Source organism: Agromyces sp. SYSU T00194 (assembly GCF_040496035.1).
GTDB lineage: Bacteria > Actinomycetota > Actinomycetes > Actinomycetales > Microbacteriaceae > Agromyces > Agromyces chitinivorans.
Genome location: NZ_JBEPJZ010000001.1, coordinates 1,428,072 through 1,453,073, shown reverse-complemented (window position 1 = coordinate 1,453,073; position 25,002 = coordinate 1,428,072). Strand labels below are relative to the sequence as shown.

General features: G+C 73.1%; 19 protein-coding genes. 10 read left to right on the top strand and 9 right to left on the bottom strand.

Annotated elements, in window-relative coordinates:
- Window positions 1–7: 7 nt before the first annotated feature.
- The 3 genes from glgX to treZ all read left to right on the top strand — a co-directional run bounded on the left by glgX (window position 8) and on the right by treZ (window position 7,213).
- Complete coding sequence (gene glgX / locus ABZK10_RS06730; protein ID WP_353808410.1) at window positions 8–2,590, top strand: glycogen debranching protein GlgX; 2,583 nt, start codon at window positions 8–10, stop codon at window positions 2,588–2,590.
- Window positions 2,590–5,334, top strand: a complete 2,745-nt coding sequence (locus tag ABZK10_RS06725) for a malto-oligosyltrehalose synthase (protein ID WP_353808409.1) — start codon at window positions 2,590–2,592, stop codon at window positions 5,332–5,334. The genes glgX and ABZK10_RS06725 overlap by 1 nt, the downstream gene beginning before the upstream one ends.
- Before the next feature lie 130 nt (window positions 5,335–5,464).
- On the top strand, window positions 5,465–7,213 hold the full coding sequence (treZ, locus tag ABZK10_RS06720; RefSeq protein WP_353808408.1) for a malto-oligosyltrehalose trehalohydrolase: 1,749 nt from the start codon (window positions 5,465–5,467) through the stop codon (window positions 7,211–7,213).
- Window positions 7,214–7,369: 156 nt separating this feature from the next.
- On the opposite strand, the gene ABZK10_RS06715 is transcribed toward treZ, so the two are convergent.
- The 3 genes from ABZK10_RS06715 to ABZK10_RS06705 all read right to left on the bottom strand — a co-directional run bounded on the left by ABZK10_RS06715 (window position 7,370) and on the right by ABZK10_RS06705 (window position 10,980).
- Window positions 7,370–8,572: an amidase domain-containing protein gene (locus ABZK10_RS06715; RefSeq protein WP_353808407.1), complete on the bottom strand. Its 1,203-nt coding sequence runs from the start codon at window positions 8,570–8,572 to the stop codon at window positions 7,370–7,372.
- 186 nt (window positions 8,573–8,758) lie between these two features.
- Window positions 8,759–10,099, bottom strand: coding sequence for an MFS transporter (locus tag ABZK10_RS06710; protein ID WP_353808406.1), 1,341 nt, complete (start codon window positions 10,097–10,099; stop codon window positions 8,759–8,761).
- A gap of 65 nt (window positions 10,100–10,164) precedes the next feature.
- Complete coding sequence (locus ABZK10_RS06705; protein WP_353808405.1) at window positions 10,165–10,980, bottom strand: M15 family metallopeptidase; 816 nt, start codon at window positions 10,978–10,980, stop codon at window positions 10,165–10,167.
- 261 nt (window positions 10,981–11,241) lie between these two features.
- Between ABZK10_RS06705 and ABZK10_RS06700 the strand changes: the two genes are divergently transcribed.
- The 5 genes from ABZK10_RS06700 (at window position 11,242) to ABZK10_RS06680 (ending at window position 17,128) form a co-directional block, all read left to right on the top strand.
- Window positions 11,242–12,549 (top strand): ABC transporter substrate-binding protein, encoded by a 1,308-nt coding sequence (locus ABZK10_RS06700; RefSeq protein WP_353808404.1) that lies wholly within the window; start codon window positions 11,242–11,244, stop codon window positions 12,547–12,549.
- A 97-nt stretch (window positions 12,550–12,646) separates the two neighbouring features.
- On the top strand, window positions 12,647–13,687 hold the full coding sequence (locus tag ABZK10_RS06695) for a carbohydrate ABC transporter permease (RefSeq protein ID WP_353808403.1): 1,041 nt from the start codon (window positions 12,647–12,649) through the stop codon (window positions 13,685–13,687).
- Window positions 13,684–14,631, top strand: coding sequence for a carbohydrate ABC transporter permease (locus ABZK10_RS06690; RefSeq protein WP_353808402.1), 948 nt, complete (start codon window positions 13,684–13,686; stop codon window positions 14,629–14,631). The genes ABZK10_RS06695 and ABZK10_RS06690 overlap by 4 nt, the downstream gene beginning before the upstream one ends.
- Complete coding sequence (locus tag ABZK10_RS06685; protein WP_353808401.1) at window positions 14,631–16,112, top strand: GH1 family beta-glucosidase; 1,482 nt, start codon at window positions 14,631–14,633, stop codon at window positions 16,110–16,112. The genes ABZK10_RS06690 and ABZK10_RS06685 overlap by 1 nt, the downstream gene beginning before the upstream one ends.
- Window positions 16,109–17,128 (top strand): LacI family DNA-binding transcriptional regulator, encoded by a 1,020-nt coding sequence (locus ABZK10_RS06680; protein ID WP_353808400.1) that lies wholly within the window; start codon window positions 16,109–16,111, stop codon window positions 17,126–17,128. The genes ABZK10_RS06685 and ABZK10_RS06680 overlap by 4 nt, the downstream gene beginning before the upstream one ends.
- A gap of 34 nt (window positions 17,129–17,162) precedes the next feature.
- Here the strand turns inward: ABZK10_RS06680 and ABZK10_RS06675 are convergent, their stop codons facing one another.
- The 3 genes from ABZK10_RS06675 to ABZK10_RS06665 all read right to left on the bottom strand — a co-directional run bounded on the left by ABZK10_RS06675 (window position 17,163) and on the right by ABZK10_RS06665 (window position 21,150).
- A complete protein-coding gene (locus ABZK10_RS06675) occupies window positions 17,163–18,725 on the bottom strand; it encodes a gamma-glutamyltransferase family protein (protein ID WP_353808399.1) in 1,563 nt (520 codons plus the stop codon).
- A 46-nt stretch (window positions 18,726–18,771) separates the two neighbouring features.
- Window positions 18,772–20,133 carry an FAD-binding oxidoreductase gene (locus ABZK10_RS06670; RefSeq protein WP_353808398.1) on the bottom strand — a complete coding sequence of 454 codons (1,362 nt, stop codon included), beginning with the start codon at window positions 20,131–20,133 and terminating at the stop codon, window positions 18,772–18,774.
- Between the two features lie 153 nt (window positions 20,134–20,286).
- On the bottom strand, window positions 20,287–21,150 hold the full coding sequence (locus ABZK10_RS06665) for a DNA-methyltransferase (protein ID WP_353808397.1): 864 nt from the start codon (window positions 21,148–21,150) through the stop codon (window positions 20,287–20,289).
- Between the two features lie 93 nt (window positions 21,151–21,243).
- On the opposite strand from ABZK10_RS06665, the gene ABZK10_RS06660 reads away from it, so the two are divergent.
- Window positions 21,244–21,747 (top strand): flavodoxin family protein, encoded by a 504-nt coding sequence (locus ABZK10_RS06660; RefSeq protein WP_353808396.1) that lies wholly within the window; start codon window positions 21,244–21,246, stop codon window positions 21,745–21,747.
- Window positions 21,748–21,754: 7 nt separating this feature from the next.
- On the opposite strand, the gene ABZK10_RS06655 is transcribed toward ABZK10_RS06660, so the two are convergent.
- Window positions 21,755–22,126, bottom strand: a complete 372-nt coding sequence (locus tag ABZK10_RS06655) for a hypothetical protein (RefSeq protein ID WP_353808395.1) — start codon at window positions 22,124–22,126, stop codon at window positions 21,755–21,757.
- Between the two features lie 9 nt (window positions 22,127–22,135).
- Window positions 22,136–23,185, bottom strand: coding sequence for a lipoate-protein ligase LplAB (gene lplAB / locus ABZK10_RS06650; RefSeq protein ID WP_353808394.1), 1,050 nt, complete (start codon window positions 23,183–23,185; stop codon window positions 22,136–22,138).
- A 166-nt stretch (window positions 23,186–23,351) separates the two neighbouring features.
- On the opposite strand from lplAB, the gene ABZK10_RS06645 reads away from it, so the two are divergent.
- Entirely contained in the window at window positions 23,352–24,047 is a 696-nt protein-coding gene (locus ABZK10_RS06645; RefSeq protein ID WP_353808393.1) for a hypothetical protein, read from the top strand.
- An 88-nt stretch (window positions 24,048–24,135) separates the two neighbouring features.
- On the opposite strand, the gene ABZK10_RS06640 is transcribed toward ABZK10_RS06645, so the two are convergent.
- Window positions 24,136–24,984 (bottom strand): alpha/beta fold hydrolase, encoded by an 849-nt coding sequence (locus tag ABZK10_RS06640; RefSeq protein ID WP_353808392.1) that lies wholly within the window; start codon window positions 24,982–24,984, stop codon window positions 24,136–24,138.
- Window positions 24,985–25,002 lie beyond the last annotated feature (18 nt).

Genomic DNA, 25,002 nt, shown 5'->3' with positions numbered 1-25,002 from the left:
GGACTGCATGCAGGCGTGGCCCGGAACCGCATATCCGCTCGGCGCGACATTCGACGGCAGCGGCACCAACTTCGCCCTGTTCAGCGAGGCCGCGGAGCGCGTCGAGCTCTGCCTCTTCGACGCTGACGGCACCGAGACCCGCGTCGAGCTGCAGGAGGTCGACGCGTTCGTCTGGCACGCCTACCTGCCGCACGTGCAGCCCGGGCAGCGCTACGGCTACCGCGTGCACGGCACGTACGACCCGAAGCGCGGGCTGCGTGCCAACCCGAACAAGGTGCTGCTCGACCCCTACGCGAAGGCCATGGCCGGTGCGTTCGACTGGGACCAGGCGCTCTTCTCCTACGACTTCGGCGACCCCGACTCGCGCAACGACGACGACTCGGCCCCCCACGTCATGCACTCGGTCGTCATCAACCCGTTCTTCGACTGGGCCGGCGACCGGCCGCCGAACACGCCGTACAACGAGACCGTGATCTACGAGGCCCACGTGAAGGGCCTCACGCAGTTGCACCCCGACATCCCCGAGGAGCAGCGCGGCACCTACTCGGGCGTCGCGCACCCCGCGGTGATCGAGCACCTCCAGCGCCTCGGCGTCACCGCGATCGAGCTCATGCCCGTGCACCAGTTCGTGCAGGACTCGACGCTGATCGAGAAGGGCCTGCGCAACTACTGGGGCTACAACACGATCGGGTTCCTCGCGCCGCACAACGAGTACTCCTCCACCGGCGAGCTGGGGCAGCAGGCGCAGGAGTTCAAGTCGATGGTGCGCGCGCTGCACGACGCGGGCATCGAGGTCATCATCGACGTGGTCTACAACCACACCGCCGAGGGCAACCACCTCGGGCCCACCATCGGGTTCCGCGGCATCGACAACGCCGCGTACTACAGGCTCGAAGACGCCGACAAGCGGTACTACACCGACTACACCGGCACCGGGAACTCGCTGAACGTGCGGCATCCGCACGCCCTGCAGCTCATCATGGACAGCCTGCGGTACTGGGTGCTCGAGATGCACGTCGACGGCTTCCGCTTCGACCTGGCGGCGACCCTCGCCCGCGAGTTCTACGACGTCGACCGCCTGTCGAGCTTCTTCGACCTGGTGCAGCAGGACCCGGTCGTGTCGCAGGTGAAGCTCATCGCCGAGCCGTGGGACGTCGGTCCCGGCGGCTACCAGGTCGGCAACTTCCCGCCGCAGTGGACCGAGTGGAACGGGAAGTACCGCGACGAGGTGCGCGACTTCTGGCGGGGCGAGCCGTCGAGCCTCGGCGAGTTCGCGGGGCGCATCACGGGGTCGGCCGACCTGTACGAGAACAGCGGGCGCCTGCCGTTCGCCTCGATCAACTTCGTGACCGCCCACGACGGCTTCACGCTGCGCGACCTCGTCTCGTACAACGAGAAGCACAACGACGCGAACGGTGAAGGCGGCAACGACGGGGAGTCGCACAACCGCTCCTGGAACTCCGGCGTCGAGGGCGAGACCACCGACCCCGAGGTGCTCACGCTGCGCGCCCGCCAGCAGCGCAACTTCCTCGCCACGCTGCTGCTCTCGCAGGGCGTGCCGATGCTGCTGCACGGCGACGAGCTGGGGCGCACCCAGCAGGGCAACAACAACGTCTACGCGCAGGACAACGAGCTGAGCTGGGTCGACTGGTCGACCGCCGACGAGCCGCTCATCGAGTTCACCGCGGCGGTCGCCCGCCTGCGGAAGGACCACCCGACGTTCCGTCGGCGCAAGTTCTTCGACGGGCGCCCGGTCGCGAGCGAGGAGGGCGCCGAGCTGCCCGACATCGTGTGGCTGCGCCGCGACGGCACCCGCATGCAGCCCGCCGACTGGGACCGCCCGCTCGCACGCACCGTCGGCGCGTTCCTGAACGGCGACGGCATCAAGGAGCGCGACGCGCGCGGCGAGCCGATCACCGACGTCGACTTCCTGCTCTTCTTCAACGCCGACCCCGAGCCGGCGAAGTTCACGATCCCCTCGCGCACGAGGCGGCAGTGGGACATCATCCTCGACACGTCGGGAATGTCGGCGGATGCCCCGCCCAAGCGCGCCGGCCAGCGGCTGACGCTCGTCGGCAAGTCGCTGCTCGTCATGCGCGCCCACGCGGTCGAGGAGACCGAGCCCGATCACTCGGTCGCCGCGTCGCTCGCGGTGCGGAGCGCCCAGACCGGCACGATCCCGGTGCAGGCGAGTGCCGCCTACGACGCGGTGCTCGCCGGCAGGCGCGGCGACATCGAGACCGAGGAGGCCGACGCCGGGCAGGCCGCGCGCGAGGCGGCGGCCGAGGCGGCCGTCGCCGAGGCCGATGCGGCGGCGCGCCGGGCCGCGGTCGAGGCCGCGACGGAGCGCGAGGAGGCCGCCGAGGCGGAGGCCGTCGCCGAGGCCGCGACCGCGGCCGAGGCGCGCGCCGCGGCGAAGGCGGCGCGGCCGATGCCCGCCTCGGCGGCGATCGACGTGACCGATGCCTCCACCGAGCGGCGCACGCCGACGAAGCCGTTCCCGTCGCCGGCCGACGAGGGGCCCGAGGCCGATGCGGCGGCGGGCGCCGATGCCGTGGCCGATGCGCCGGGCGGGTCCGCGGAGGACTGATGCGCCGACCGGTCTCCACCTACCGCCTGCAGGTGCGGACGGGCTTCGACCTCGACCGGGTCGCCGAGGTCGCCGACTACGTGCGCGCGCTCGGCGCGGACTGGCTGTACCTGTCGCCGCTGCTGGAGTCGGAGGCCGGCAGCGACCACGGCTACGACGTGGTCGACCACGCGCGCGTCGACCCGGCCCGCGGCGGCGCGTCGGGGCTGGCGCGTGCCGCGGCAGCGGCCCGGGCGCAGGGGCTGGGGGTGCTCGTCGACACGGTGCCCAACCACGTCGGCGTCGCGACACCGGCGGCGATGCGGTGGTGGTGGGACGTGCTGGAGCACGGTCGCGCCTCGCGCTTCGCCGAGGCGTTCGACATCGACTGGGACTTCGGCGGCGGCCGGCTGCGGCTGCCCGTGCTCGGGTCGGCCGACGACCTCGCGTCGCTGCGGCTGGTCGAGGTGGTCGACGGGGCCGGGGCGGATGCCACCGGCGCGGCCGGCACCGACGACCACGCCGCGCTGCGGCTGGTCGAGGTGGTCGATGTGGCCGGGGCGGATGCCACGGTGCCGACCACCGCCGACGGGGCGTCCGGGCGGAGCGACCCGTCGGGCGCGCCACGGTTGGAGCTGCACTACTGGGACCACCGGTTCCCCGTGGCATCCGGCACCGCCGCCGCGGGCGACGATCCGGTGGCCGTGCACGACCGGCAGCACTACGAGCTGATCGACTGGCGGCGCGCCGACGTCGACCTGAACTACCGGCGGTTCTTCGCGGTGAACACGCTGGCGGCGATCCGGGTCGAGGTGCCGTGGGTGTTCGACGAGTCGCACGCCGAGATCGTGCGCTGGCTGCGCGAGGGTCTCGCCGACGGGCTGCGGGTCGACCACCCCGACGGGCTGCGCGACCCCGGCGGGTACCTCGACCGGCTCGCCGCGGCGACCGGGCACGCGTACGTGCTGGTCGAGAAGATCCTCGAGGGCGACGAGCCGCTGCCGCCGCACTGGGAAGCCGACGGCACGAGCGGCTACGACGCGCTCGACGACCTCGACCGCGTGTTCGTCGACCCGGCCGGCGAGGCGGCGCTCGACGCGCTCGACACCGAGCTGCGCGGCGGCGTGCCGGGGCCGGCCTGGCCCGACCTCATCCACGGCACGAAGCGCGCGATCGCCGACGGCATCCTCCGCTCCGAGGTGCTGCGCCTGACGCGCGAGCTGCGCGCCGCTGCCGACGTCTCCCCGTCGCCCGCCACCGCTGGTGCGCACACCGTGGCAACCGGCGCCGATGACCATGGGTTGCGCACCAGCGACGAGATGGGCGGCGATCGCGAATCCGGCGCGGGTGCGGAAACGGCGGCGACCGGGGCGGATGACCACGGGTTGCGCACCAGCGACGAGGAAGCGGTGCGTGCGGCGGCGACGGCGGCGACGACGACGGCGACGGCGACGGCGACGGCGACGGCCGAGACTGCGGACGCGGTCGTGGCGGTGCGTGCGATCGGCGCGACCTCGGCGGAGGAGGTGGCGGACGCGGTCGCGGAGGTGCTGGCGTGCTTCCCCGTGTACCGGTCGTACCTGCCGTACGGGCGCGAGCACTTGGAGCGCGCGGTCGCCGAGGCGCGCGAACGCCGGCCCGAGCTGGCCGCCACGATCGACGCCGTCGCGGCGGTGCTGGGCGACCCGGGGCATCCGGCCGCCCTGCGGTTCCAGCAGACGAGCGGCATGGTCATGGCCAAGGGCGTCGAGGACACGGCGTTCTACCGGGCGACCAGGCTCGGCACGCTCACCGAGGTGGGCGCCGACCCGTCGGAGTTCGCGATCGACGTACCCACGCTGCACGAGCGGTTCGCCAGGCGGCAGGCCGAGTGGCCGCACTCGATGACGACGCTCTCGACGCATGACACCAAGCGCGGCGAGGACGTGCGCGCCCGCCTGTCGGTGCTCGCCGAGGTGCCGGAGCGGTGGGCGGCGGCGCTCGGCGAGCTGCGGGAGATCCCGCCGACGGGCGACGGGCCGTTCGACGCGCTGCTCTGGCAGGCGATCGTCGGGTCGTGGCCGGCGTCGCGCGAGCGACTGCACGCCTACGCCGAGAAGGCGTCGCGCGAGGCATCCGTCTCGACCACCTGGACCGCGCCCGACGAGGCCTTCGAGGAGCGGATGCACCGTGCCGTCGACGCCGCCTTCGACGACGACCGGGCGCGCGCGATCGTCGAGGGTCTCGTGGCGGAGCTCTCGGCGCCGGGGTGGTCGAACTCGCTGTCGGCGAAGCTCGTGCAGCTCGCCGGGCCCGGCGTGCCCGACGTGTACCAGGGCAGCGAGCTGTGGGAGACGAGCCTCGTCGATCCGGACAACCGGCGACCGGTCGACTTCGGCGAGCGCCGGCGCCTGCTCGCCGAGATCGACGCGGGCGCGCTGCCGCCCGTCGACGAGACCGGCGCGGCGAAGCTGCTCGTGACCTCGCGGGCGCTGCGGCTGCGGCGCGACCGGCCGGAGCTGTTCACGCGGTACACGCCGATGGCCGTGACCGGGCCCGCCGCCGCGCACGCGATCGCGTTCGACCGCGGCGGAGCGCTGGCGGTGGCGACCCGCCTGCCGGTCGGGCTCGCCGCGCGCGGCGACGACCCGTGGGCGGGCACCGTGCTGCTGCGGCACTCCGGCCCGACGGTCGACGTGTTCACCGGGCGCCGGTTCGAGGGCGGCGTGGTGCCGATGGGCGAGCTGCTGGCGACCTACCCGGTGGCGCTGCTGGGGCCGGCGTGATGGGCGCGAGTCGGGCGCCGGCACGCGCGAGCCGGGCCGGCGTGTTCGGCGCGAGCCGGGCGGGCGCCGCCGCGAGGCATCCGCTCGCCCCGCAGTCGGCGCGACGACACGAAGACCGGAGAGGAACGACATGACCGAGTTCCGCGTGTGGGCGCCGACGCCCGAGCGGGTCACCCTGGTGGTCGGCGACGAGCGCGTGCCGATGACCGGCGGGGCCGACGGGTGGTGGTCGGCCGAGGCATCCGCCGCCCCCGGCACCGACTACGGCTTTCTCCTGGGCGACGGCGACACCCCGCGGCCCGACCCGCGCTCGCGCCGGCAGCCCGACGGGGTACACGGCCTCAGCCGCGTGTTCGACCCGGGCGCGCACCACTGGGGCGACGGCGACTGGACCGGGCGGCCGCTCGCCGGCGGCGTGATCTACGAGCTGCACATCGGCACGTTCACGCCCGAGGGCACGCTCGACTCGGCGATCGACCGGCTCGACCACCTCGTCGACCTCGGCGTCGACTTCGTCGAGGTGCTGCCGGTCAACGCGTTCAACGGCACGCACAACTGGGGCTACGACGGCGTCGCCTGGTTCGCGGTGCAGGAGACCTACGGCGGGCCCGCCGCGTACCAGCGGTTCGTCGACGCGTGCCACCGGCGCGGGCTGGCGGTGATCCAGGACGTGGTCTACAACCACCTCGGCCCGAGCGGCAACTACCTGCCCGAGTTCGGGCCGTACCTGCACCAGGCGGCGGCCAACACCTGGGGGCTGTCGGTCAACCTCGACGGGCAGGGCTCCGACGAGGTGCGCCGGTTCATCCTCGACAACGTGCAGATGTGGTTCCGCGACCACCACGTCGACGGGTTGCGGCTCGATGCCGTGCACGCGCTCGTCGACCACCGCGCCACGCACCTGCTCGAGGAGATCGCGATCGAGACGGATGCCGCACAGGCAGAGCTCGGCCGCCCCCTGACGCTCATCGCCGAGAGCGACCTCAACGACCCGCGCATGATCCGCCCGCGGGCCGACCACGGGCTCGGCATGACCGCGCAGTGGAGCGACGACTTCCACCACGCGCTGCACGTGAACCTCACCGGCGAGACCGTCGGCTACTACGCCGACTTCGACTCGGTGGGCGCGCTGGCGAAGGTGCTCGAGCGCGGGTTCTTCCACGACGGCACGTTCTCGAGCTTCCGCGGGCGCACGCACGGCCGCCCGATCGACCGCGAGCGCACGCCCACGTCGGCGCTCGTGGTGTTCGCGCAGGATCACGACCAGATCGGCAACCGCGCCACCGGCGACCGCCTCACCGCGACGCTCGACGAGGGCCGGCTGCGGCTCGCGGCGCTGCTGATGCTCACCGCCCCGAACACGCCGATGCTCTTCATGGGCGAGGAGTGGGCGGCGTCGACGCCGTGGCAGTTCTTCACGTCGCATCCGGAGCCCGAACTCGGCCGCGCCACCGCCGAAGGGCGCATCGCCGAGTTCGCGCGCATGGGCTGGGACCCGTCCATCGTGCCCGACCCGCAGGACCCCGAGACGTTCACGCGCTCGAAGCTCGACTGGACCGAGCCCTACGGCGACCGCGACGACGGCGGCGACCTGCACGCCCGCACGCACGCGCTCTACCGCGAGCTCATCGCGCTGCGCCGCGCGCGGCCAGAGCTCACCGACCCGCGCTTCGGCACCGTGCGCGTCGAGTACTCCGAGGACGACCGCTGGCTCGTGCTGCACCGCGGCGCGCTCGCCGTCGCCGCGAACCTCGGCGACGCGCCCGTCACCGTGCCGGCCTCCGGCCGCGTGCTCCTGGCGACGGATGCCGGTGCCTCGCCGTCGCCCGAGGGCCTGGTGCTGCCCGCGGCATCCGGTGCCGTGCTCGAGACCGCCTGACCCGGTCGACCCCTCCGCCTGAGGGCCGTTTCCCGGGCTGAGGGCGAACGCTTCGGCCCTCAGACGAGGAAATGGCCCTCGGGCGCGAATCTCGGGTGGGCGAACCGGGCGAGCGGGCGGCGCGACGGGCGCGAGCGGCGCGACGGACGCGGTGGGCTAGTGGATGCTCCAGAACTGGACCGAGCCGCCGGAGTTCGCGAGCGCCTCGTCGACGCTCCAGTAGTCGGAGTCCTTGGTGTGGCCGGCGACCCAGATCTTCGTGCCCGAGCTCGTGTGCTCGACACGGCTGACGATCGTGGTGTGGTCGCGGTCGCCCGAGTTGTCCCAGTCGAACTGGGCGATGTCGCCGACCTTGACCTCGGAGCGGTCGGAGCCGAGGTCGGTCGCGCGGTCGGGCTTCGAGGCGAGGTAGTCGCGCAACGCCGTCGAGCTGATCCAGCTCGGCGTGTAGCCGGCGGACGAGTAGCCCCAGCCCTTGTCCATCGTCCACCCGCGGGCGGCGAGCGACTGGCTGGCGAAGTTCGCGCAGTCGGCGCCCGAGATGACGATGTACTCCGCGCTGTTGTACGAGTTCCAGTGCTTCATGACGTACGCCATCTGCCGCTCGATGCCGGGGTCGGGCACGTAGGTGAGCACGAGGGCAGCGGATGCATCCGCGTCGCCCGCGTCGGCAGCACTCGCGTCGGCCGAGGCGGCGCCCGAGCCGGTGTCGGCGGGGGTCGTGAGCACGCCGTCGTCGCCGATGATGGTCGCGACCAGGTCGGTGCCGGCGACCGAGGCGAGGTGGTCGGCCGCGGCCACCGGGTCGACCACGGGGATCTCGTCGCCGTCGGCGTCGAGGAAGGTCACGTCGACGTCGCCGGTGCGACCCGCGTCGGAGGCCGGCATCTCGAACGTGATGGCGTCGTCGGCGTGGTCGGTGATGGAGACCTCGTCGCCGTCGACCGCGACCGCGGCGACGCTCGACAGGTCGGTGCCGGTGACCTCGACCTCGGTGCCGCCGGTCACGGGGACCTCGTCGACCGACGCAGCCGCGAAGACGACCGGCTCCGACGGGGCGGGGGTCACGGATGCCGCGATCTCGGCGTGCTGCAGCGAGGCCTGCGCGGCGGCGGTCAGCGTGCGGCCCGACTCGGGCGCCGCCCAGGCGCCGGTGACGGTCGCGCCGATGGCGCAGGCCGCGACGGTGCCGAAGGCAGCGGTCGCGAGCAGGACGCGCCGGATCGCGGTGGACGGCAGGGCGATGGCCGTCGCACGGCGGGCTGCGGGGGCGAGGTGGCGGCCGTGGCGGGCGTCGGTTCCGGCGGCGCGGCCGCCGTCGATGCGCGCGCGGGCACGGTGGAAGGGGGTGTAGGGCACGGAGGATCCAGGGGGGTTCGGGGGCCCGGGGCGATCGGGAAGGGGGGCGCCACGGTGCGCGGGGAGTCGGGCCGCCGGACACGGTTCCAGCCGGTTCTGGACGAATCCGTCACGTTTCCTGAGTGAAACATGAGCGGCATTCGAGAATCGGATGCCTCGGAGGCATCCGATCAGCCCCTCGCGAAATCAGCCGGTGACCGGCGACTTCCGCACCACGACGCGGATCGCGGCGACCACCACCGGCAACAGGATCACCGCCGCGACGGCATTCACCGCGCCGTAGCCACCGAGGCTGAGGATCAGCCCCGAGAACGCCGCCGAGGCGGCCGCGGCGAGGTTCATGGCCGCATCCGTCGCCCCCTGCAGGGGCACGCGCAGCCGCCGGTCGACCGCGTGGGTGAGCAGCGCCGACCCCCCGATCAGGCCCGCCGACCAGCCGAGGCCGAGCAGCCCGAGGGCGAGGGATGCGCCGACGAAGGCGCTGCCCCAGAGCCCGCCGACGGTCACCGCGGCGGCGAGCACGGCGACGCTGATGCCGATGACGCGCACCGCTCCGATGCGGTCGACGAGCCAGCCCATGAGCGGGCTCGCGCCGTACATGCCGAGGATGTGGATCGACACGACCAGGCCGATGAGCGAGATGCCGAGGCCGTGCACGTGCAGGTGCACGGGGGTCATGACCATGACGCCCACCATGACGGTGTGCGCGCAGACGATCGCGAGGATCGCGAGCAGCGCCCGGGGCTCGCGCACGGCGGTGCGGAGCGCACGGAACGCGCTGGGCGGGGGCGCGTCGTCGGCGACCGGCTCGGGTGCCTCGCCCTGCAGCGTGCCGGCGGGCGGGGTGCGCAGCAGCGCACCCACCAGCACCGCGCTCGCCGCGAAGGCGACGAACGAGAACGCGAACGGGCCGACGAACGCGGGCAGCCCGAACGACCGGCCGACCTCGTCGCCCCACTGCGACAGGTTCGGCCCGGCGACCGCGCCGATCGTGGTGGCCCACAGCACGATCGACATCGCGCGGGCCTGGAACTCGGGACGCACCACCTCGGGCGCGGCGAACCGCGCCTGCAGGCCCGCCGCCGTCGCGGCCCCCACTCCGGCGAAGCCCGGGATGATCAGCCAGACCATGCCCGTCACCGCGGCGAGCACGACGAGCACCGCCCCGACGGCCGACGCGACGTAGCCCGCACCGAGCGCGACGTGCCGCCCGCGGGCGACGGCGAGGCGCGCCATCGGCACGGCCAGCAGGCCTGCGCCGAGCACGATCGCGGTCTGCGCGAGGCCCGCGAGGGCGACCGCCCCGGTCATGTCCTCGACCAGGATGCCGCCGACCGCGATGCCGGTGGCGACGCCGAGGCCGGCGAGGAGCTGGCTCGTGATGAGCACGCCCATCGCGAGGCCGGTGGAGCTCCGGCGGGCCGTGCCGTCCGGCCGCGCCCACTCGTCGGCGCGCGCGACCCCGTCGGTCCGTGCCGGTTCGTCGGTCCGTGCCGGTTCGTCGGACCGTGCCGGTTCGTCGAGCATGACGGCCTCCGATCAGCGCCCGATCGTCAGGCTACCCCCGTCGGACCGACCGGCGTCAGGGTCGTTCAGCCCTGGTCGGCGGGGTACTCGGGAGCGGCCGGCAGCCCGAAGAACTCCTCGAGCGTGGTCACGCCGGTGTCGTGCATCTCGGTCGCGAGGTCGGTGCCGACGTAGCGGAAGTGCCACGGCTCGAACTGGTACCCGGTGACCTCGGTCTTGTCGGCCGGGTAGCGCAGGATGAAGCCGAACCGCCACGCGTTGTCGCGCAGCCAGACACCCTCCGGGGTGTCGGCGAGGCACACGTCGAGCGAGCAGACGCCCGAGGCGGCGCCGATGTCCATCGTGAGCCCGGTCTGGTGCTCGCTGTACCCGGGACGCGCGGTGAGCAGGTCGTTGCCGGTGTAGATCGACACCTGCGAGTCGTAGCTGCGGTAGGCCGAGTTCGAGGCGAGCGCGAGGCCGGCCTCCTCAGAGGCGGCGGTGAACATCGCGACGATGGCATCGGATGCCTCCTGCCGCATCTCGGGCACCCAGGTGTGGGCCACGGGCACCTGCACGAGGTCGGGCGGCACGAAGTCCGCCGGCTCGAGCGGGTTCAGCTTGTTGACGACCACCCAGATGCTGGTCGGGTCGTCGAGCGAGTTCGCGGACCGGTCGAAGGTGTCGACCGGCGCGGGATCGGGCGTGGAGGCGGGCTCGGGGCGCGGCGTCGGGGTGGGCGTGGGCGTCGGCGTCGCGGCGGTGCCGATGGCGCCCCCGAAGGCCCCGAACAGCGCTCCGGCGCCGAGCGCGGCCACGAGCGCGACCACGAGGGAGACGACGATCGTGGTGGTGGTGCGGCGCCCCGGGCGGGCGGCCCGGGATCGGGAAGCGGCGGCCATGCGACGAGCCTAGCCGGGTGCGGGCGTTCGCTCTGGGCGAACGGGTCGCGGGAGACATCCGCCCGCCCGCCGGCGCAGGGAGGAGGTCACGGAACGGTCACGATCGTCCTGATCGGACGACTTCGTGAGAGCGCTCTCTTGACAGGCTCCGCTCGGGGTGCAACCATCGACCCCGCAAGCGTGAGAGCGCTCTCACACTGTGGAAGAGAGCGCTCTCAGGCGAGCAGCATTCCGACCCCACGCACACACAAAGGAGTGACCGTGAAGCTCTCACGCCACACGAAGGTCGCGGCGGCACTCGCCGGCGCGGCATCCGTCGCCCTCCTCGCCAGCGCCTGCTCCACCGGAGACGGCAACGACGAGGGATCCGGCGACGAGCCCATCACGCTGACGATCACCACGTTCGGCACGTTCGGCTACGACGACCTCTACGAGCAGTACATGGAGGAGCACCCGAACGTCACGATCGAGGCGACCAACATCGACACCGGCGGCAACGCCCGCACCGACGCCTTCACGAAGATCGCTGCCGGCTCGGGCCTGTCCGACATCGTCGCGATCGAGGAGGGCTGGCTCGGCTCGATCATGGAGGTCTCCGACACGTTCGTCGACCTGCGCGACTTCGGCATCGAGGACCGCTCGAGCGACTGGGTCGACTGGAAGTACGCCCAGGCCACCGACGCCGACGGCCGCGTGATCGGCTACGGCACCGACATCGGCCCCGAGGGCCTCTGCTACAACGGCGCCCTCTTCGAGGAGGCCGGCCTGCCGAGCGACCGCGACGAGGTCGCCGCACTCATCGACGGCGACTGGGAGCACTTCTTCGACGTCGGCCGCGACTACCAGGAGGCCACCGGCAAGGCCTGGTACGACCACTCCGGCTTCGTGTGGAACGCCATGGTGAACCAGCTCGACGAGGGCTACTACACCGCCGACGGCGAGCTGAACGTCGACGGCAACGCCGAACTGCAGGAGCGCTTCGAGCTGCTCGGCGCGGCGACCGAGGACGGCCTGTCGGCCGCCCAGGCGGCCTGGGACTGGAACGGCGGCAAGTCGTTCGTCGACGGCACCTTCGCCACGTTCGTCTGCCCGGGCTGGATGCTCGGCGTCGTGCAGGGCAACACCGAGGCCGGCGGCGGCGACGCCTCGACCGGCTGGGACTTCGCCGACGTCTTCCCCGGCGGCGCGGCGAACTGGGGCGGCGCGTTCCTCTCCGTGCCCGAGACCAGCGAGCACCAGGAGGCCGCAGCGGCCCTCGCCGACTGGCTGACCCAGCCGGAGCAGCAGGTCGCGCAGTTCGAGGCGGCGGGCACGTTCCCGAGCACCGTCGCGGCACAGGACGAGCTCGCGGCGAACCCGACGCCGAACGAGTTCTTCAACGACGCACCCGTCGGCGAGATCCTCGCGGGTCGCTCGGTCGGCGTGGTCGCGCAGTTCAAGGGTCCGGACGACTCCGTCATCCAGGAGAACGTCTTCGGCCCGCCGCTGCAGAAGCTCGACCGCGGCGAGGTCTCCACGCAGGAGGCCTGGGACGAGGCGCTCGTGCTGCTGAACGAGCTGGTCGGCTAGCCGCACCGACTCGGCACCACCACGGCGGGGTCCCCGGGACGCACGCTCCCGGGGACCCCGCCCCACGAATCGCACGCACCGCACGACAGGACCCGCGATGACCTCCACCCTCACACCGCCGACCGGCACCGGCTCCCCCGACGACGAGCCGCGCCGCGACCGCGCGCCCCGCCTGACCTGGCGCCAGCGCCTGAGCGTCTTCGACGTCAAGGCCAGCCCCTACGCCTACGTCGCCCCCTTCTTCCTGCTGTTCGGGCTCGTCGGGCTCTTCCCGCTCGCCTACACGTTCTGGGTGTCGCTGTTCGACTGGGACCTGCTCAAGGGCCAGGGCGACTTCGTCGGGCTGGACAACTTCTGGGCGATCCTGAACGACCGGTTCTTCTGGAACTCGATCCGGAACACCATCAGCATCTTCCTGCTGAGCGCCGTTCCGCAGCTCGCGATGGCGCTGCTGCTGGCGTACCTCCTCGACCAGGGGCTGCGCGCCAAGACGTTCTGGCGCATGAGCGTGCTGCTCCCCTACATCGTCACGCCGGTCGCCGTCGCGATCATCTTCTCGAGCGTGTTCAACGAGGCCGACGGGCTCGTGAACAACCTGCTGAACCTCATCGGCATCCCCGACCAGCAGTGGAAGCACGACACGTTCCTCAGCCACATCGCGATCGCCTCGATGGTGAACTGGCGCTGGACGGGCTACAACACGCTCATCCTGCTCGCCGCGATGCAGGCCGTGCCGCGCGACCTCTACGAGTCCGCCGCCATCGACGGCGCGGGCGCGGCCCGCCGGTTCTTCTCGGTCACCATCCCGAGCATCCGCCCCACCCTCATCTTCGTCGTGATCACGGCCACCATCGGCGGCCTGCAGATCTTCACCGAGCCGCGCCTGTTCGACGTGTCGAACGCCGGCGGCATCGGCGGCGCCGACCGGCAGTTCCAGACCACCGTGCTGTTCATGTGGGAGCTCGCGTTCTTCCGGCGCGACTTCGGCGAGGCGTCCGCCGTGGCCTGGCTGCTGTTCCTGCTCATCGTGGCCTTCGGCCTCGTCAACTTCCTCCTCTCGCGCCGGGTCGCCACCGGCGATGCGCGAGGGGGGCGGCGCGCTGCGCGCCGCGCGGCCCGGAAGGGAGCCGACGCATGACCACCGCAACCCCCGAGCCCGTGCCCGCCGTCGAGGTGGACGTGGTCTCGCCCGACCGGCCGGAGCGCACCGAGCGCGTCGACAGGTACGGCCGCACGCGCCCCCGCCGCGGCTCCGGCAACGCCGGCCTCGGCAGCCGCCCCGGCTTCCTCACCTACGGGCTGCTCGCCGCGTTCGTCATCGGCGGCGCCTACCCGCTCTGGTGGTCGTTCGTCGTGGCGAGCGGCACCAACGCCACGCGCGGCGAGACCCTCCCGCTCATCCCGGGCGGCAACTTCCTCGCCAACGCCGTGCAGGTGCTCGACGCCATCCCGTTCTGGCTCGCGCTCTGGAACTCGATCGTCATCTCGTCGGTCATCACGATCTCGGTCGTGACGTTCTCGACGCTCGCGGGCTACGCCTTCGCGAAGCTCCGCTTCCGCGGCCGCGACGGGCTGATGATCTTCGTGATCGCGACCATGGCGATCCCGACCCAGCTCGGCATCATCCCCCTGTTCATGGTGATGCGCGAGCTCGGCTGGACCGGCGAGATCGGCGCGGTCATCGTGCCGACGCTGGTCACCGCGTTCGGCGTGTTCTTCATGCGGCAGTACCTGGTCGACGTGATCCCCGACGAGCTCATCGAGGCGGCGCGGGTCGACGGTGCGAACCAGATCCGCACCTTCTTCCACGTGGCGCTGCCGGCCGCCCGGCCGGCGATGGCGATCCTCGGGCTGTTCACGTTCATGATGGCGTGGACCGACTACCTGTGGCCGCTGATCGTGCTGAGCCCCACCAACCCGACGCTCCAGACGGCCCTCAGCCAGCTGCAGTCGGGCTACTACATCGACTACTCGATCGTGCTCGCGGGCGCCGTCATGGCGACCATCCCGCTGCTGATCCTGTTCGTGGTCGCCGGCAAGCAGCTCATCTCGGGCATCATGGCCGGGGCGGTGAAGGGCTGATGGCACGCACCTTCCCCGCAGGGTTCCTCTGGGGCTCGGCCACCGCCGCCGCGCAGATCGAGGGCGCCGCCCACGAGGACGGCAAGCTCGACTCGATCTGGGACGCCTACGCGCGCGTGCCCGGCGCCGTCGCGAACGGCGACACCCCCGAGCGGGCCGTCGACCACTACCACCGATACCGCGAGGACGTGGCGATCATGCGCCGCCTCGGCCTCGACTCGTACCGGTTCTCGACGAGCTGGGCACGGGTGATGCCCGACGGGCGCACGCCGAACCCCGCCGGCCTCGACTTCTACTCGCGGCTCGTGGACGAACTGCTCGACGCGGGCATCCTGCCCTGGCTCACCCTCTACCACTGGGACCTGCCGCAGGCGCTGCAGGAGCAGGGCGGCTGGACGAATCGCGACGTCGTGGGCCGCTTCGCCGACTACGCCGAGGCGACCTACGCGGTGCTGGGCGACCGGGTGACGCACTGGACGACGTTCAACGAGCCGTTCTGCTCGTCGCTGATCGGCCACGTCGGCGGGGAGCACGCGCCGGGCCTCAACGACCCGGCCGCGGGCCTCGCAGCAGTGCACCACCAGCACCTCGCGCACGGCACGGCCGTGTCCCTGCTGCGGGAGCGGGCGGATGCCGCGGGGCGCGAGATCCGGCTCGGCATCACGCTGAACCTCACCAACGCGGTGCCGCTGAACCCGCACGACCTCGCCGACGTCGAGGCGGCCCGGCGCATCGACGCGATCTGGAACCGGATGTACCTCGACCCGATGCTGCGCGGTGCGTACCCCGCCGACCTGCTCGAGGACGTGCGCGGCCAGGGCCTCGAGGAGGTCATCGAGCCGGGCGACCTCGAGGTGATCGCCGCGCCGATCGACTTCCTCGGCGTGAACCACTACCACGACGACTGCGTGAGCGGTCGTGCGCTGCCCGCCGACCACGTGCCCGGCGCGAAGCCCACCGCGAAGCCCGGCCGCTCCCCCTTCGTGGGCAGCGAGTACGTGACGATGCCGTGGCGCGGCCTGCCGCGCACGGCCATGGACTGGGAGGTGCACCCCGCGGGGCTGCGCACGCTGCTGGTGCGGCTCGGCGAGGAGTACCCGAACCTGCCGCCGCTCTACGTCACCGAGAACGGCGCCGCGTACGACGACGAGGTCTCGGCCGACGGCGCGGTGCACGACCCCGAGCGCACGGCCTACATCGCGGCGCACGTCGACGCGGTCGCCGACGCGATCGCCGACGGCGCCGACGTGCGCGGGTACTTCGTCTGGTCGCTCCTGGACAACTTCGAGTGGGCCTGGGGCTACGACAAGCGCTTCGGCATCGTGCACGTCGACTACGACACGATGGTGCGCACCCCGAAGGACTCGGCGCTCGCCTACGCGGACCTCATCGCCCGTTCCCGCCCCGCTGCGCCCGCGGCGAGTAGCGTGGACTCCAACCCGGCGAGCGCGGCCGGGCCCGGAGGCGGGAGCGGACGATGAGCCAGGCGGATGCCGCGGGCGCGGCCCCCACGCTCGAGATGGTCGCCGCCCGCGCCGGCGTCTCGCGCGCGACCGTGTCGCGGGTCGTGAACGGCTCCCCCAAGGTCACGCCCGAGATCGTCGAGGCGGTGCAGGCGGCGATCGCCGAGCTGAACTACGTGCCCAACCGCGCCGCACGCTCGCTCGCGAGCCGTCGCACCCAGGCCATCGCCCTCGTCGTGCCCGAGTCGACCGTCAAGGTCTTCAACGACCCGTTCTTCGCGACCCTCGTGCAGGGGGTCGCGATGGCCCTCGCCGACACCGAGTACACGCTGTCGATGCTCATGGAGTCGGAGCGCGCGGTCGACAAGACCCGCCGCTACCTGCTCGGCGGCAACGTCGACGGCGCCCTCGTGGTCTCGCACCACACCGGCGACCACTCGTACGCGCACGTCAGCCGGTCGCTGCCGGTCGTGTTCGGCGGCCGCCCGCTCGACCCCGAGGAGCGGGTCACCCACACCGTCGACGTCGACAACGCGCACGGCGCGGAGCTGGCCACCCGGCACCTGGTCGCCCGCGGCTGCCGTCGCATCGCCACCATCGCCGGGCCGCAGGACATGCCCCCGGGGGTCGACCGCCTCACCGGCTGGCGCCGGGTGGTGCAGGAGGCGGGCCTCGCCGAGGACCTCGTCGAGTACGGCGACTTCTCCCCCACCACCGGCGCGGCCGCGATGCGACGGCTGCTGGAGCGCGGCGAGCCGATCGACGGCCTCTTCGCCGCGAACGACCAGATGGCGATCGGCGCGTACTCGGCGATCCGCGAGGCGGGCCTGTCGATCCCCGACGACATCGCGGTCGTCGGCTTCGACGACGACAACTACGCCGCCACCGCGGTGCCGCCGCTCACCACCGTGCACCAGCCGTCGCTCGAGATGGGCGCGACGATGGCGCGCACGCTCGTGCGGCTCATCGAGGGCGAAGACGTCGAGCCCTCGACCCTGCTCCACACCGAGCTGGTGCTGCGCGCGTCGGCCTGAGCCGCCCCGTCGCCGCAGTGCGGTGGCCTCGGGTTCAGACGACGATCGCCGCGCCGTCGGCGCGCGGATCGGTGCCCGCGGTGAAGCCGTCGGGATCGACGCGCACCAGATGCGCGTGCCCGTGGCCGTCGGAGCGCGCGGGCACCTCGACGAGCGGATGCCCCGCTGCCGCGATCGCGTCGCGTGCGGTCGGGTCGAGGTCCGCCTCGACCGAGACGGTCCGCCCGTCGTCGTCGCCGTCGGCCCCCGCGATGCACCGCGGTGCGGCGACCGCCTCGGCCGGCTCGGCGCCGCCGAACGCCCGCAGCAGCACCTGGGCGTGGATCTGCGGCTGGCCCTGCCCGCCCATCGTCGACGAGACGTACTCGACCGCGTCGCCGCGCGTGACGAGCACCGGCATCAGCGTGTGGCGCGGGCGCTTCCCGGGAGCGACGACGTTCGGCGACGCCGGGTCGAGCGAGAAGCTCGCACCGCGGTTCTGGAAGATCACGCCCGTCGAGGGCTCGAGGACGCCCGAGCCGAAGCCGTAGTACAGCGACTGGATGAGCGACACCGACGTGCCGTCGGCGCTCGCCACGGCGACGCCCACGGTGTCGCCGTCGGCGTTGCGGTCGGTGTCGGCGTCGCGCGCCGGCGCGGTCGCCGCGACGAGCGCCTCGCCGTCGGGCGCGCCGAAGCGCGGGTCGCCGAGCAGCCGGGCGCGCACGTCGTTGCTCGCGAGGAAGGCGTCGACCAGCGCGCCGGCGTCGGCGCCGAGCGGGTCGGGCCACGCGGCATCCGCCACCGCCCGCAGGGCGCGCAGCAGCGCGAAGCCCTGCGTGTTGGGAGGGCTGGTGTGGATGCGACGGTCGCCGTACGGGGCCGAGAGCGCGTCGACCACCTCGGGCGCGAAGGCCGCGGCGTCGTAGGGGGCGATCGCCGAGCCGAGCGCCTCCAGGCCCGCGACCCAGCGCCGCGCCACGTCGCCCGAGTAGAACTCGTCGGCGCCACCCGCGGCGATGCGCGCGAGCGTGTCGGCGAGCGCCGGCTGCACGAGCGGACGACCGACGCGGGCCGGCTCGGGGTGCGAGAGGAAGACCTCGCGGAATCCGGCGTCCTGCTCGAGCAGCGGGCGGCCGCGCTCGATGCCGCGCGCGATCGCGGGGGCCAGCGGCACGCCCTCGCGGGCCATCCGCTCTGCCGGGGCGAGCCGGTCGGCCCAGCCGAGGCGACCGCCGAACGCGGCGAGCGCCTCCCAGCCGCGCACCGCGCCGGGCACCGTGATCGTGTCGATGCCGCGCAGCGGCAGTGCGTCGCCGTGGCGCTCGGCGAGCCGCTCGCGCGTCTGCCCGCGCGGCGCGGTACCGGTCGCGTTCACGCAGCGGATGACGCCGTCGGGCGTGCGCACGAGGGCGACCAGGTCGCCGCCCAGGTGCACCATGCTCGGGTATGCGACGCAGAGCGCCGCCGCGGTCGCGATCGCCGCGTCGATCGCGTTCCCGCCCGCGCGCAGCACCTCCGCGCCGACCTCGCTCGCACCCGCATGCGGGGAGGCGACGGCACCTCCCTCGGCGGGCAGCGGGGCGGATGCGGGCACGGGCGTCGTCGCGGCGGTCACCCGACGAGCCTAGACGCGCCGCGCGCCCGCGAGCTCCCGCTGTGGTTCACGACTCGACGTTGCGGTTGAACCGGAAGACGTTGTCGGGGTCGTACCGGTGCTTCGCCGCGCGCAGGCGCGCGACGTCGAGCCCGGCGTGCTCGTTGCCGCCGCCGTCGCCCATGCTGAAGTTGGAGTAGCGGCCGGGCCGGGCGTCGTCCGCGATCGCGGCGTGGAAGTCGCGCACCCACGCGATCGCGCGGTCATCGTCGGCCGCATCCGTCCAGGTGCCCGCGACGATGCCGAGGTACCCGGCGTCGCGCGCACCGAAGGCCGTGGCCTCGGCCGGCACGTCCTGCACCGCGCCGTCGAACGGATACAGGTGCATCGCCGAACCCGCCCCTGGCACGAGCGGCCCGAACCGCTGCACGGCCTCGCCGATCGACGGACCGATGTCGTCGAGGTAGAGCGGCCGCCAGTACTGTCGGTTGCCGGCGGGCGTGGACGCGTCGCTCGCCGAGTTCAGGAACGCGTACGACACCGGGCCGACGTGCTCCGCGACCGGCTCGGCCACCTCTCGGAAGGTGCCGATACGCGCCAGCCCCTCGTCGGGATCGCCGGTCCAGCACGAGACCACGGCCAGCAACGGCTCGCCCACGCGCTCGGGCGGCATGAACGGCGCCGGGGCGGCGACATCGAGCGCCGGGAACCCGCCGTACGCGCGCGGGGCGGTGCGGATGAACTCGGCGAACCGGTCGAGCACCGCCGGGGCGTCGTCGAGCGAGAAGAGCATCGGGCCGCCGACGACCGACGGCACCTCGTGCAGCTGGAACGTGAACGAGGTCACCACCCCGAAACTGCCGCCCCCGCCGCGGATCGCCCAGTACAGCTCGGGCTCGCTCGTCTCGCTCGCCGTCACGACGCTGCCGTCGGCGAGCACGACCTCGGCCGAGAGCAGGTTGTCGCAGGCGAGCCCGAACCGGCGCGACAGGAACCCGATGCCGCCGCCGAGCGTCAGCCCGCCGACCCCGGTGGTCGAGATGAGCCCACCGGTCGTGGCGAGTCGATGCGGTTCGGTCGCGTCCATCACGTGCCGCCAGCGCGCGCCGCCGCCGACGACCGCGGTGCGTGCGGCGACGTCGACCCGCACGTCGTGCAGGTCGCCGAGGTCGGCGACGAGCACGCCGTCGGCAGTGCCGAAGCCGGCCACATTGTGCGCCCCGCCGCGCACGACCAGGCCGTCGCCGCTCGCCGCTGCGGCGCGCACGACCGTGCGCACGTCGTCGACGCTCGCGCAGCGCACGACGGCGGCGGGCCGGCGGTCGATCATGCCGTTGTAGACGGCGCGGGCGTCGTCGTAGCCGTCGTCGCCGGGGGCGACCACCGGCCCGTCAACCTCGGCCCGCAGGGCATCGAGCTGCACGGACATGGTGCCTCTCCCTCGTCGTGCCTGGGCCGGGGGAAGGGGCAGGTACGTACCGGCGGCGCCAGGTCGGACTTCGCGACACACGCTAGCGAGGCATCCGCCCGTCGGGCAAGGGTCGCCCGGACGCGCGGGGCCGCGCACCGGCGCGCGCGTCGCTCACCCGGCCGCCGGGGCCTCCTCGAACGCCACGCCGCTGATCTCGCCGAAGCGACCGCGCATGACCTCGATCGCCGCGGGGTTCTCGTCGACCAGCACGAACCGCCGACCGAGCGCCGCCGCGACCGCACCCGTCGTGCCGCTGCCCGCGAAGAAGTCGAGCACCCAGTCGCCCTCGCGGCTCGAGGCCTGGATCATGCGGCGGATGACGCCCTCGGGCTTCTGCGTCGGATACCCCGTCTTCTCCTTGCCCGTGGGCGAGACGATCGTGTGCCACCAGACGTCCGTCGGCAGCTTGCCGAGCAGCGCCTTCTCGGGGGTCACGAGACCGGGGGCCATGTACGGCTCGCGGTCGACGGCCGAGGAGTCGAAGAAGTAGCGCTTCGGGTCCTTCACGTAGACGAGGATCGTGTCGTGCTTGGTCGGCCAGCGCCGCTTCGCCTTGCCGCCGTAGTCGTAGGCCCAGATGAGCTCGTTGAGGAAGCACTCGCGGCCGAACAGCGCGTCGAGCAGCACCTTCGCGTAGTGCGCCTCGCGGTAGTCGAGGTGCAGGTAGAGCGTGCCGTCGTCGGCGAGCAGCCGCCACGCCTCGACCAGGCGCGGTTCGAGGAACGCCCAGTAGTCGTCGAAGCGGTCGTCGTAGCGCAGCAGGTCGCCGCGGATGCGCTCGTAGCGCTGCCCTTGGAAGCCGATCACCGACCCGGTCTCGCTGCGCACGCTCGTCGTCGGGCGCCGCTCCTGGGCGCGGCCCGAGTTGAACGGTGGGTCGAGGTAGATGAGCGTGAACGCACCGTCGGGCAGGCCCGGGAGCACGTCGAGGTTGTCGGCGTGGATGATCCGGTCGGGCCCGGCGAGCGGCGGCACCCGCCCAGTCTGCCGCAGTTCGCGGCGTGCGGGCCGAAGGTCCCGCACAGGTCGCCGCGCCCGTCCCTAGGCTCGGCACGGGAGGGCGGAGCGATGCGGGTACTGGTGATCGTGGAATCGGCGTGGGGGAACACGGCGGCCGTCGCGGAGGCGATCGCCGACGGGCTGCGGCCCGCCGACATCGAGGTGCGGTCGACGGATGCGGCGGACGCGACGCTGCCCGCCGACCTCGACCTGCTGGTGGTCGGCGGCCCCACGCACGCCTTCGGCATGTCCACGCCGGCGACCCGCCGGTCGGCCCGCGAGCGCGGGGCGACGCAGGTGCCCGAGCGCGGCATCCGCGAGTGGATCGACGCCGTCGATGCGCCGCCGCACCGCATCCGGGTCGCGACGTTCGACACGCGCACGGTCGCACCGCGGCTGCCGGGGTCGGCGGCGAAGAAGGCGCTCAAGCAGCTCGTGGGGCTCGGGTTCGAGCCTGCCGCGAAGGCCGAGACGTTCGGCGTGCACGGCTACGAGGGTCCGCTCGCCGACGGCGAGCTCGGGCGCGCGACCGACTGGGGCGCCCGGCTGGCCGAGACCGTCGCGGCGGTCTGAGCCCGCGTCAGTCGACGTCGAGGCGGATGCGGCCGGCGAAGCGGTCGGGTGCGCGCCGCTGCGGCTCCGGGTCGGGCAGCAGCTGCGGGAGCGCGTCGTCGTCGGCCGCAGCCGGCCCGGCGGCATCCGCCGCCTCGACGATGCCCTGGTCGCCGTCGCCCGGGAGCGGCGCCGGTGCGGGCAGGAGGGTCTGCCGGTCGAGCTCGACCTGTGCCTCGTGCTTGCGCGGCGCGAACACCTCGTCGCCGATGCCGACGAGCCCGGCGCTGCCGGAGGTGCGGCCGGACTTGTTCGAGAAGTCGATCCACCCCAGCCGGGTCGCGACGATCACCGCCACCACGACGCCCGCGATGATCGCGGGAAGCACCCACCAGTCCACGCGGGCATCTTACGGCACGCGGTTGACCCACTCCTCGGTGGCGAACTTCGAGGCGACGAGCTCCTCCGCCTCGGCCAGCTCGTCGGGTGCGACCGTGCCGGGGGTCGCCCCGTAGAGCTGGGCGAACGTGCCCTTCAGCGCGTCGATGATCGCGCCGCGACTGAGGCCCGACTGGCTGCGCAACGGGTCGACGCGCTTGTCGGCCGACGTGATGCCCTTGTCGCTGATCTTCTCGCGGCCGATGCGCAGCACCTCGAGCATCTTCGCGTTGTCGAGGTCGTACGCCATGGTCACGTGGTGCAGCACCCCGCCGCCGCCCAGGCGCTTCTGCGCCGCCCCGCCGATCTTCCCGAGCGGGCTCGCGATGTCGTTCAGCGGCTGGTAGGTCGCCTCGACGCCGATCGCGTGCAGCCCCTGCAGCACCCAGTCGTCGAGGAACGCGTACGAGTCGGCGAAGCTCATGCCCTGCACGAGTTCGCCGGGCACGTACAGCGAGTAGGTGACGACGTTGCCGCGCTCCATCATCATCGCGCCGCCGCCCGAGATGCGCCGCACGACCTCGAAGCCGTACTTCGCCGCGCCCTCGGGGTCGACCTCGTTGCGCACCGACTGGAAGCTGCCGATCACGACCGCCGACTCGTCCCACTCCCAGAAGCGGAGCGTCGGCTTGCGTCGCCCCTCCCCCACGCGGTTCGCGAGCACCTCGTCGAGCGCGAGGTGCAGGCGCGGCGGCACGGCCGCATCGTGCACGATCTCCCACTCGTAGTCCTGCCAGCTCGTGGCATCCGTCAGCGCCCGTCGCACGGCGACCGCCACGCCCTCGGGGCTGAACCCCAGCAGGGCGGCGCCCTCGGGCAGCGCGCCGGTGATGGCCGCGGCGATATGGCGGGCGTCGGATGCCGCGGGGAGGCCGTTCAGGGCGCCGTCGATGTCGTCCAGGGCGGTGTCGGGCTCGAGGAAGAAGTCGCCCGAGATGCGTGCGTTCGCGATGACGTCGCCCTCGACGTCGAAGTCCGCGACCACGAGCTTGCCCCCGGGCACCTTGTACTCACCGTGCATGGCCCCAGCCTATTCGGGCGGAGCGGCACCGGTACGGCCCCCGCACTGGGGGCACCAGCACTGGGGGTTCCGGACCCCGGCGTCCTGCGAGAGCGTCGAGTGAACCGTTGCAAGCGGACTGATCTGTTCGGCTCGTCCACGAGCGCCCGCTCGTGGACGGTCTGGCATGCCGACCCGCACCACGACCAAGGAGAACCACGTGCACACGCTCACCAAGGCACTCGCCGCAGTCGGCGCCGCCGCCGCACTCACCCTCGGGGCAGCGCTGCCCGCGCAGGCCGCACCGCCCGCGGACGGGGCCGACCCGAAGAAGCCCAAGCTGAACTTCGGGTGGTACACCGAGGAGGACGACACGGCGCCGACCGTCACCGACGAGGGCGACTACCTGTTCGTGGCCGACGGGGTGCGGGCAACCGGCATCCGAGTCGGGTCCGACTTCCCGCTCAGCGAGCTCGAGCCCATCGAGTACGAGGCCGTCGGCTCCGACTACGCCCTGAACCGGTTCCACGTGCGCCTCGTCGTTGACCTGCCGGGGACCGTGCTGGTCGGCGACGGGTGCTCCGACTGGCGCAACGACTACCTCAGCCTCTCGGTCGTGGCCGACGAGGTCAACGAGCCGGTCACCCTCGCCTCGCGGGTCTACGTGCACGCCCCCGGCTGCACCATGCCGTGGGGCACGCCGGTCCACGGCAAGACCTACCCGCTCACCCAGGTGCTGACCGCCGTGTCGGCCGCCTCGAGTGGCGAGGAGGCGACCGTCACGTCGATCGGGTTCCACCTCGACTCCGGCGGACAGGCGGGGACGACCGTCACCGTCGACCCCGGCAACCTGCACAAGGTCGCGGTGCACGGCTCGCGCTGACACCCGACACGGATGCCCCGGGCGCTGCGTGCGGCCCGGGGCATCCGCTCGCCCGCCCGACGAGGGCGGCGGCGCATCGGGCGACGGGTCAGGTGCGCACCGGGAACCGCGCGTCGAGCCACGCGAGCAGGTCGGCGCGCACCTCGGCCTGGTTGGTCTCGTTGAAGATCTCGTGGCGCGCGCCCGGGTAGACGATGAGCTCGACGTCGGTCAGGCCCGACCGGCTCGCGTACGCCTCGGCCAGCCGCACGCAGCTCGCCTCCCCGCCGAGCGAGTCCTCCTCGCCGACCATGATGAGCAGCGGGAGCCCCGGCGGCAGGTGCTTCGCCGGGCGGCCGAGCAGTCGCGCCGAGTCGACCAGCCCGAAGAGCTTCTGCGTGGGCTCCGGCGTGCAGTAGGGATCGGCCATGAACGCCTCGGCGACCGCACGGTCGCGGGTCAGCCACTCGACGGGCGTCGGGCCCAGGTGCCGGAACCGCTTGTTCAGGTCGCCCGACTCCATGCCGAACACCGTGCGGTACGCGGTGCCCGTGAGCACGATCGCGTCGTGGTCGTGCGGGTACCGGTTCAGCAGGATCTGCACGACCAGCGACCCGAGCGAGTGCCCGATCAGGATCAGCGGGAGGTCGGGGTGGTCGGCCCGCGCGATGCCGGTCAGCCGGTGCACGGCGTCGATCAGGGCGCGCAGGCCACCCGGCCCCGGCCGGCCCAGGCGCGTGAGGTCGCCGCCGTGCTGCTCGAACCCGGTCTGCCCGTGCCCGCGGTGGTCGTCGGCGTAGACGGTGTAGCCCGCCTCCACCAGGGCATCGAAGAGCGGCCCGTAGCGTCCCGTGTGCTCCCCCACCCCGTGCGCGAACTGCACGACGGCGCGCGGATGCTCCGCCTCGCGCCGCACGTAGTGGATGTGCACGCCGTGCTCGTCGGTGAACTGCCGCATGCGCTCATCCTCGCAGAG

What these genes read in the sequence shown, in the direction of transcription:
- glgX (WP_353808410.1), top strand. Translation starts at nt 8, where the DNA reads ATGCAGGCGTGGCCCGGAACCGCATATCCGCTCGGCGCGACATTCGAC.
- ABZK10_RS06725 (WP_353808409.1), top strand. Translation starts at nt 2,590, where the DNA reads ATGCGCCGACCGGTCTCCACCTACCGCCTGCAGGTGCGGACGGGCTTC.
- treZ (WP_353808408.1), top strand. Translation starts at nt 5,465, where the DNA reads ATGACCGAGTTCCGCGTGTGGGCGCCGACGCCCGAGCGGGTCACCCTG.
- ABZK10_RS06710 (WP_353808406.1), bottom strand. Translation starts at nt 10,099, where the DNA reads ATGCTCGACGAACCGGCACGGTCCGACGAACCGGCACGGACCGACGAA.
- ABZK10_RS06705 (WP_353808405.1), bottom strand. Translation starts at nt 10,980, where the DNA reads ATGGCCGCCGCTTCCCGATCCCGGGCCGCCCGCCCGGGGCGCCGCACC.
- ABZK10_RS06695 (WP_353808403.1), top strand. Translation starts at nt 12,647, where the DNA reads ATGACCTCCACCCTCACACCGCCGACCGGCACCGGCTCCCCCGACGAC.
- ABZK10_RS06690 (WP_353808402.1), top strand. Translation starts at nt 13,684, where the DNA reads ATGACCACCGCAACCCCCGAGCCCGTGCCCGCCGTCGAGGTGGACGTG.
- ABZK10_RS06685 (WP_353808401.1), top strand. Translation starts at nt 14,631, where the DNA reads ATGGCACGCACCTTCCCCGCAGGGTTCCTCTGGGGCTCGGCCACCGCC.
- ABZK10_RS06680 (WP_353808400.1), top strand. Translation starts at nt 16,109, where the DNA reads ATGAGCCAGGCGGATGCCGCGGGCGCGGCCCCCACGCTCGAGATGGTC.
- ABZK10_RS06670 (WP_353808398.1), bottom strand. Translation starts at nt 20,133, where the DNA reads ATGTCCGTGCAGCTCGATGCCCTGCGGGCCGAGGTTGACGGGCCGGTG.
- ABZK10_RS06660 (WP_353808396.1), top strand. Translation starts at nt 21,244, where the DNA reads ATGCGGGTACTGGTGATCGTGGAATCGGCGTGGGGGAACACGGCGGCC.
- lplAB (WP_353808394.1), bottom strand. Translation starts at nt 23,185, where the DNA reads ATGCACGGTGAGTACAAGGTGCCCGGGGGCAAGCTCGTGGTCGCGGAC.
- ABZK10_RS06645 (WP_353808393.1), top strand. Translation starts at nt 23,352, where the DNA reads ATGCCGACCCGCACCACGACCAAGGAGAACCACGTGCACACGCTCACC.
- ABZK10_RS06640 (WP_353808392.1), bottom strand. Translation starts at nt 24,984, where the DNA reads ATGCGGCAGTTCACCGACGAGCACGGCGTGCACATCCACTACGTGCGG.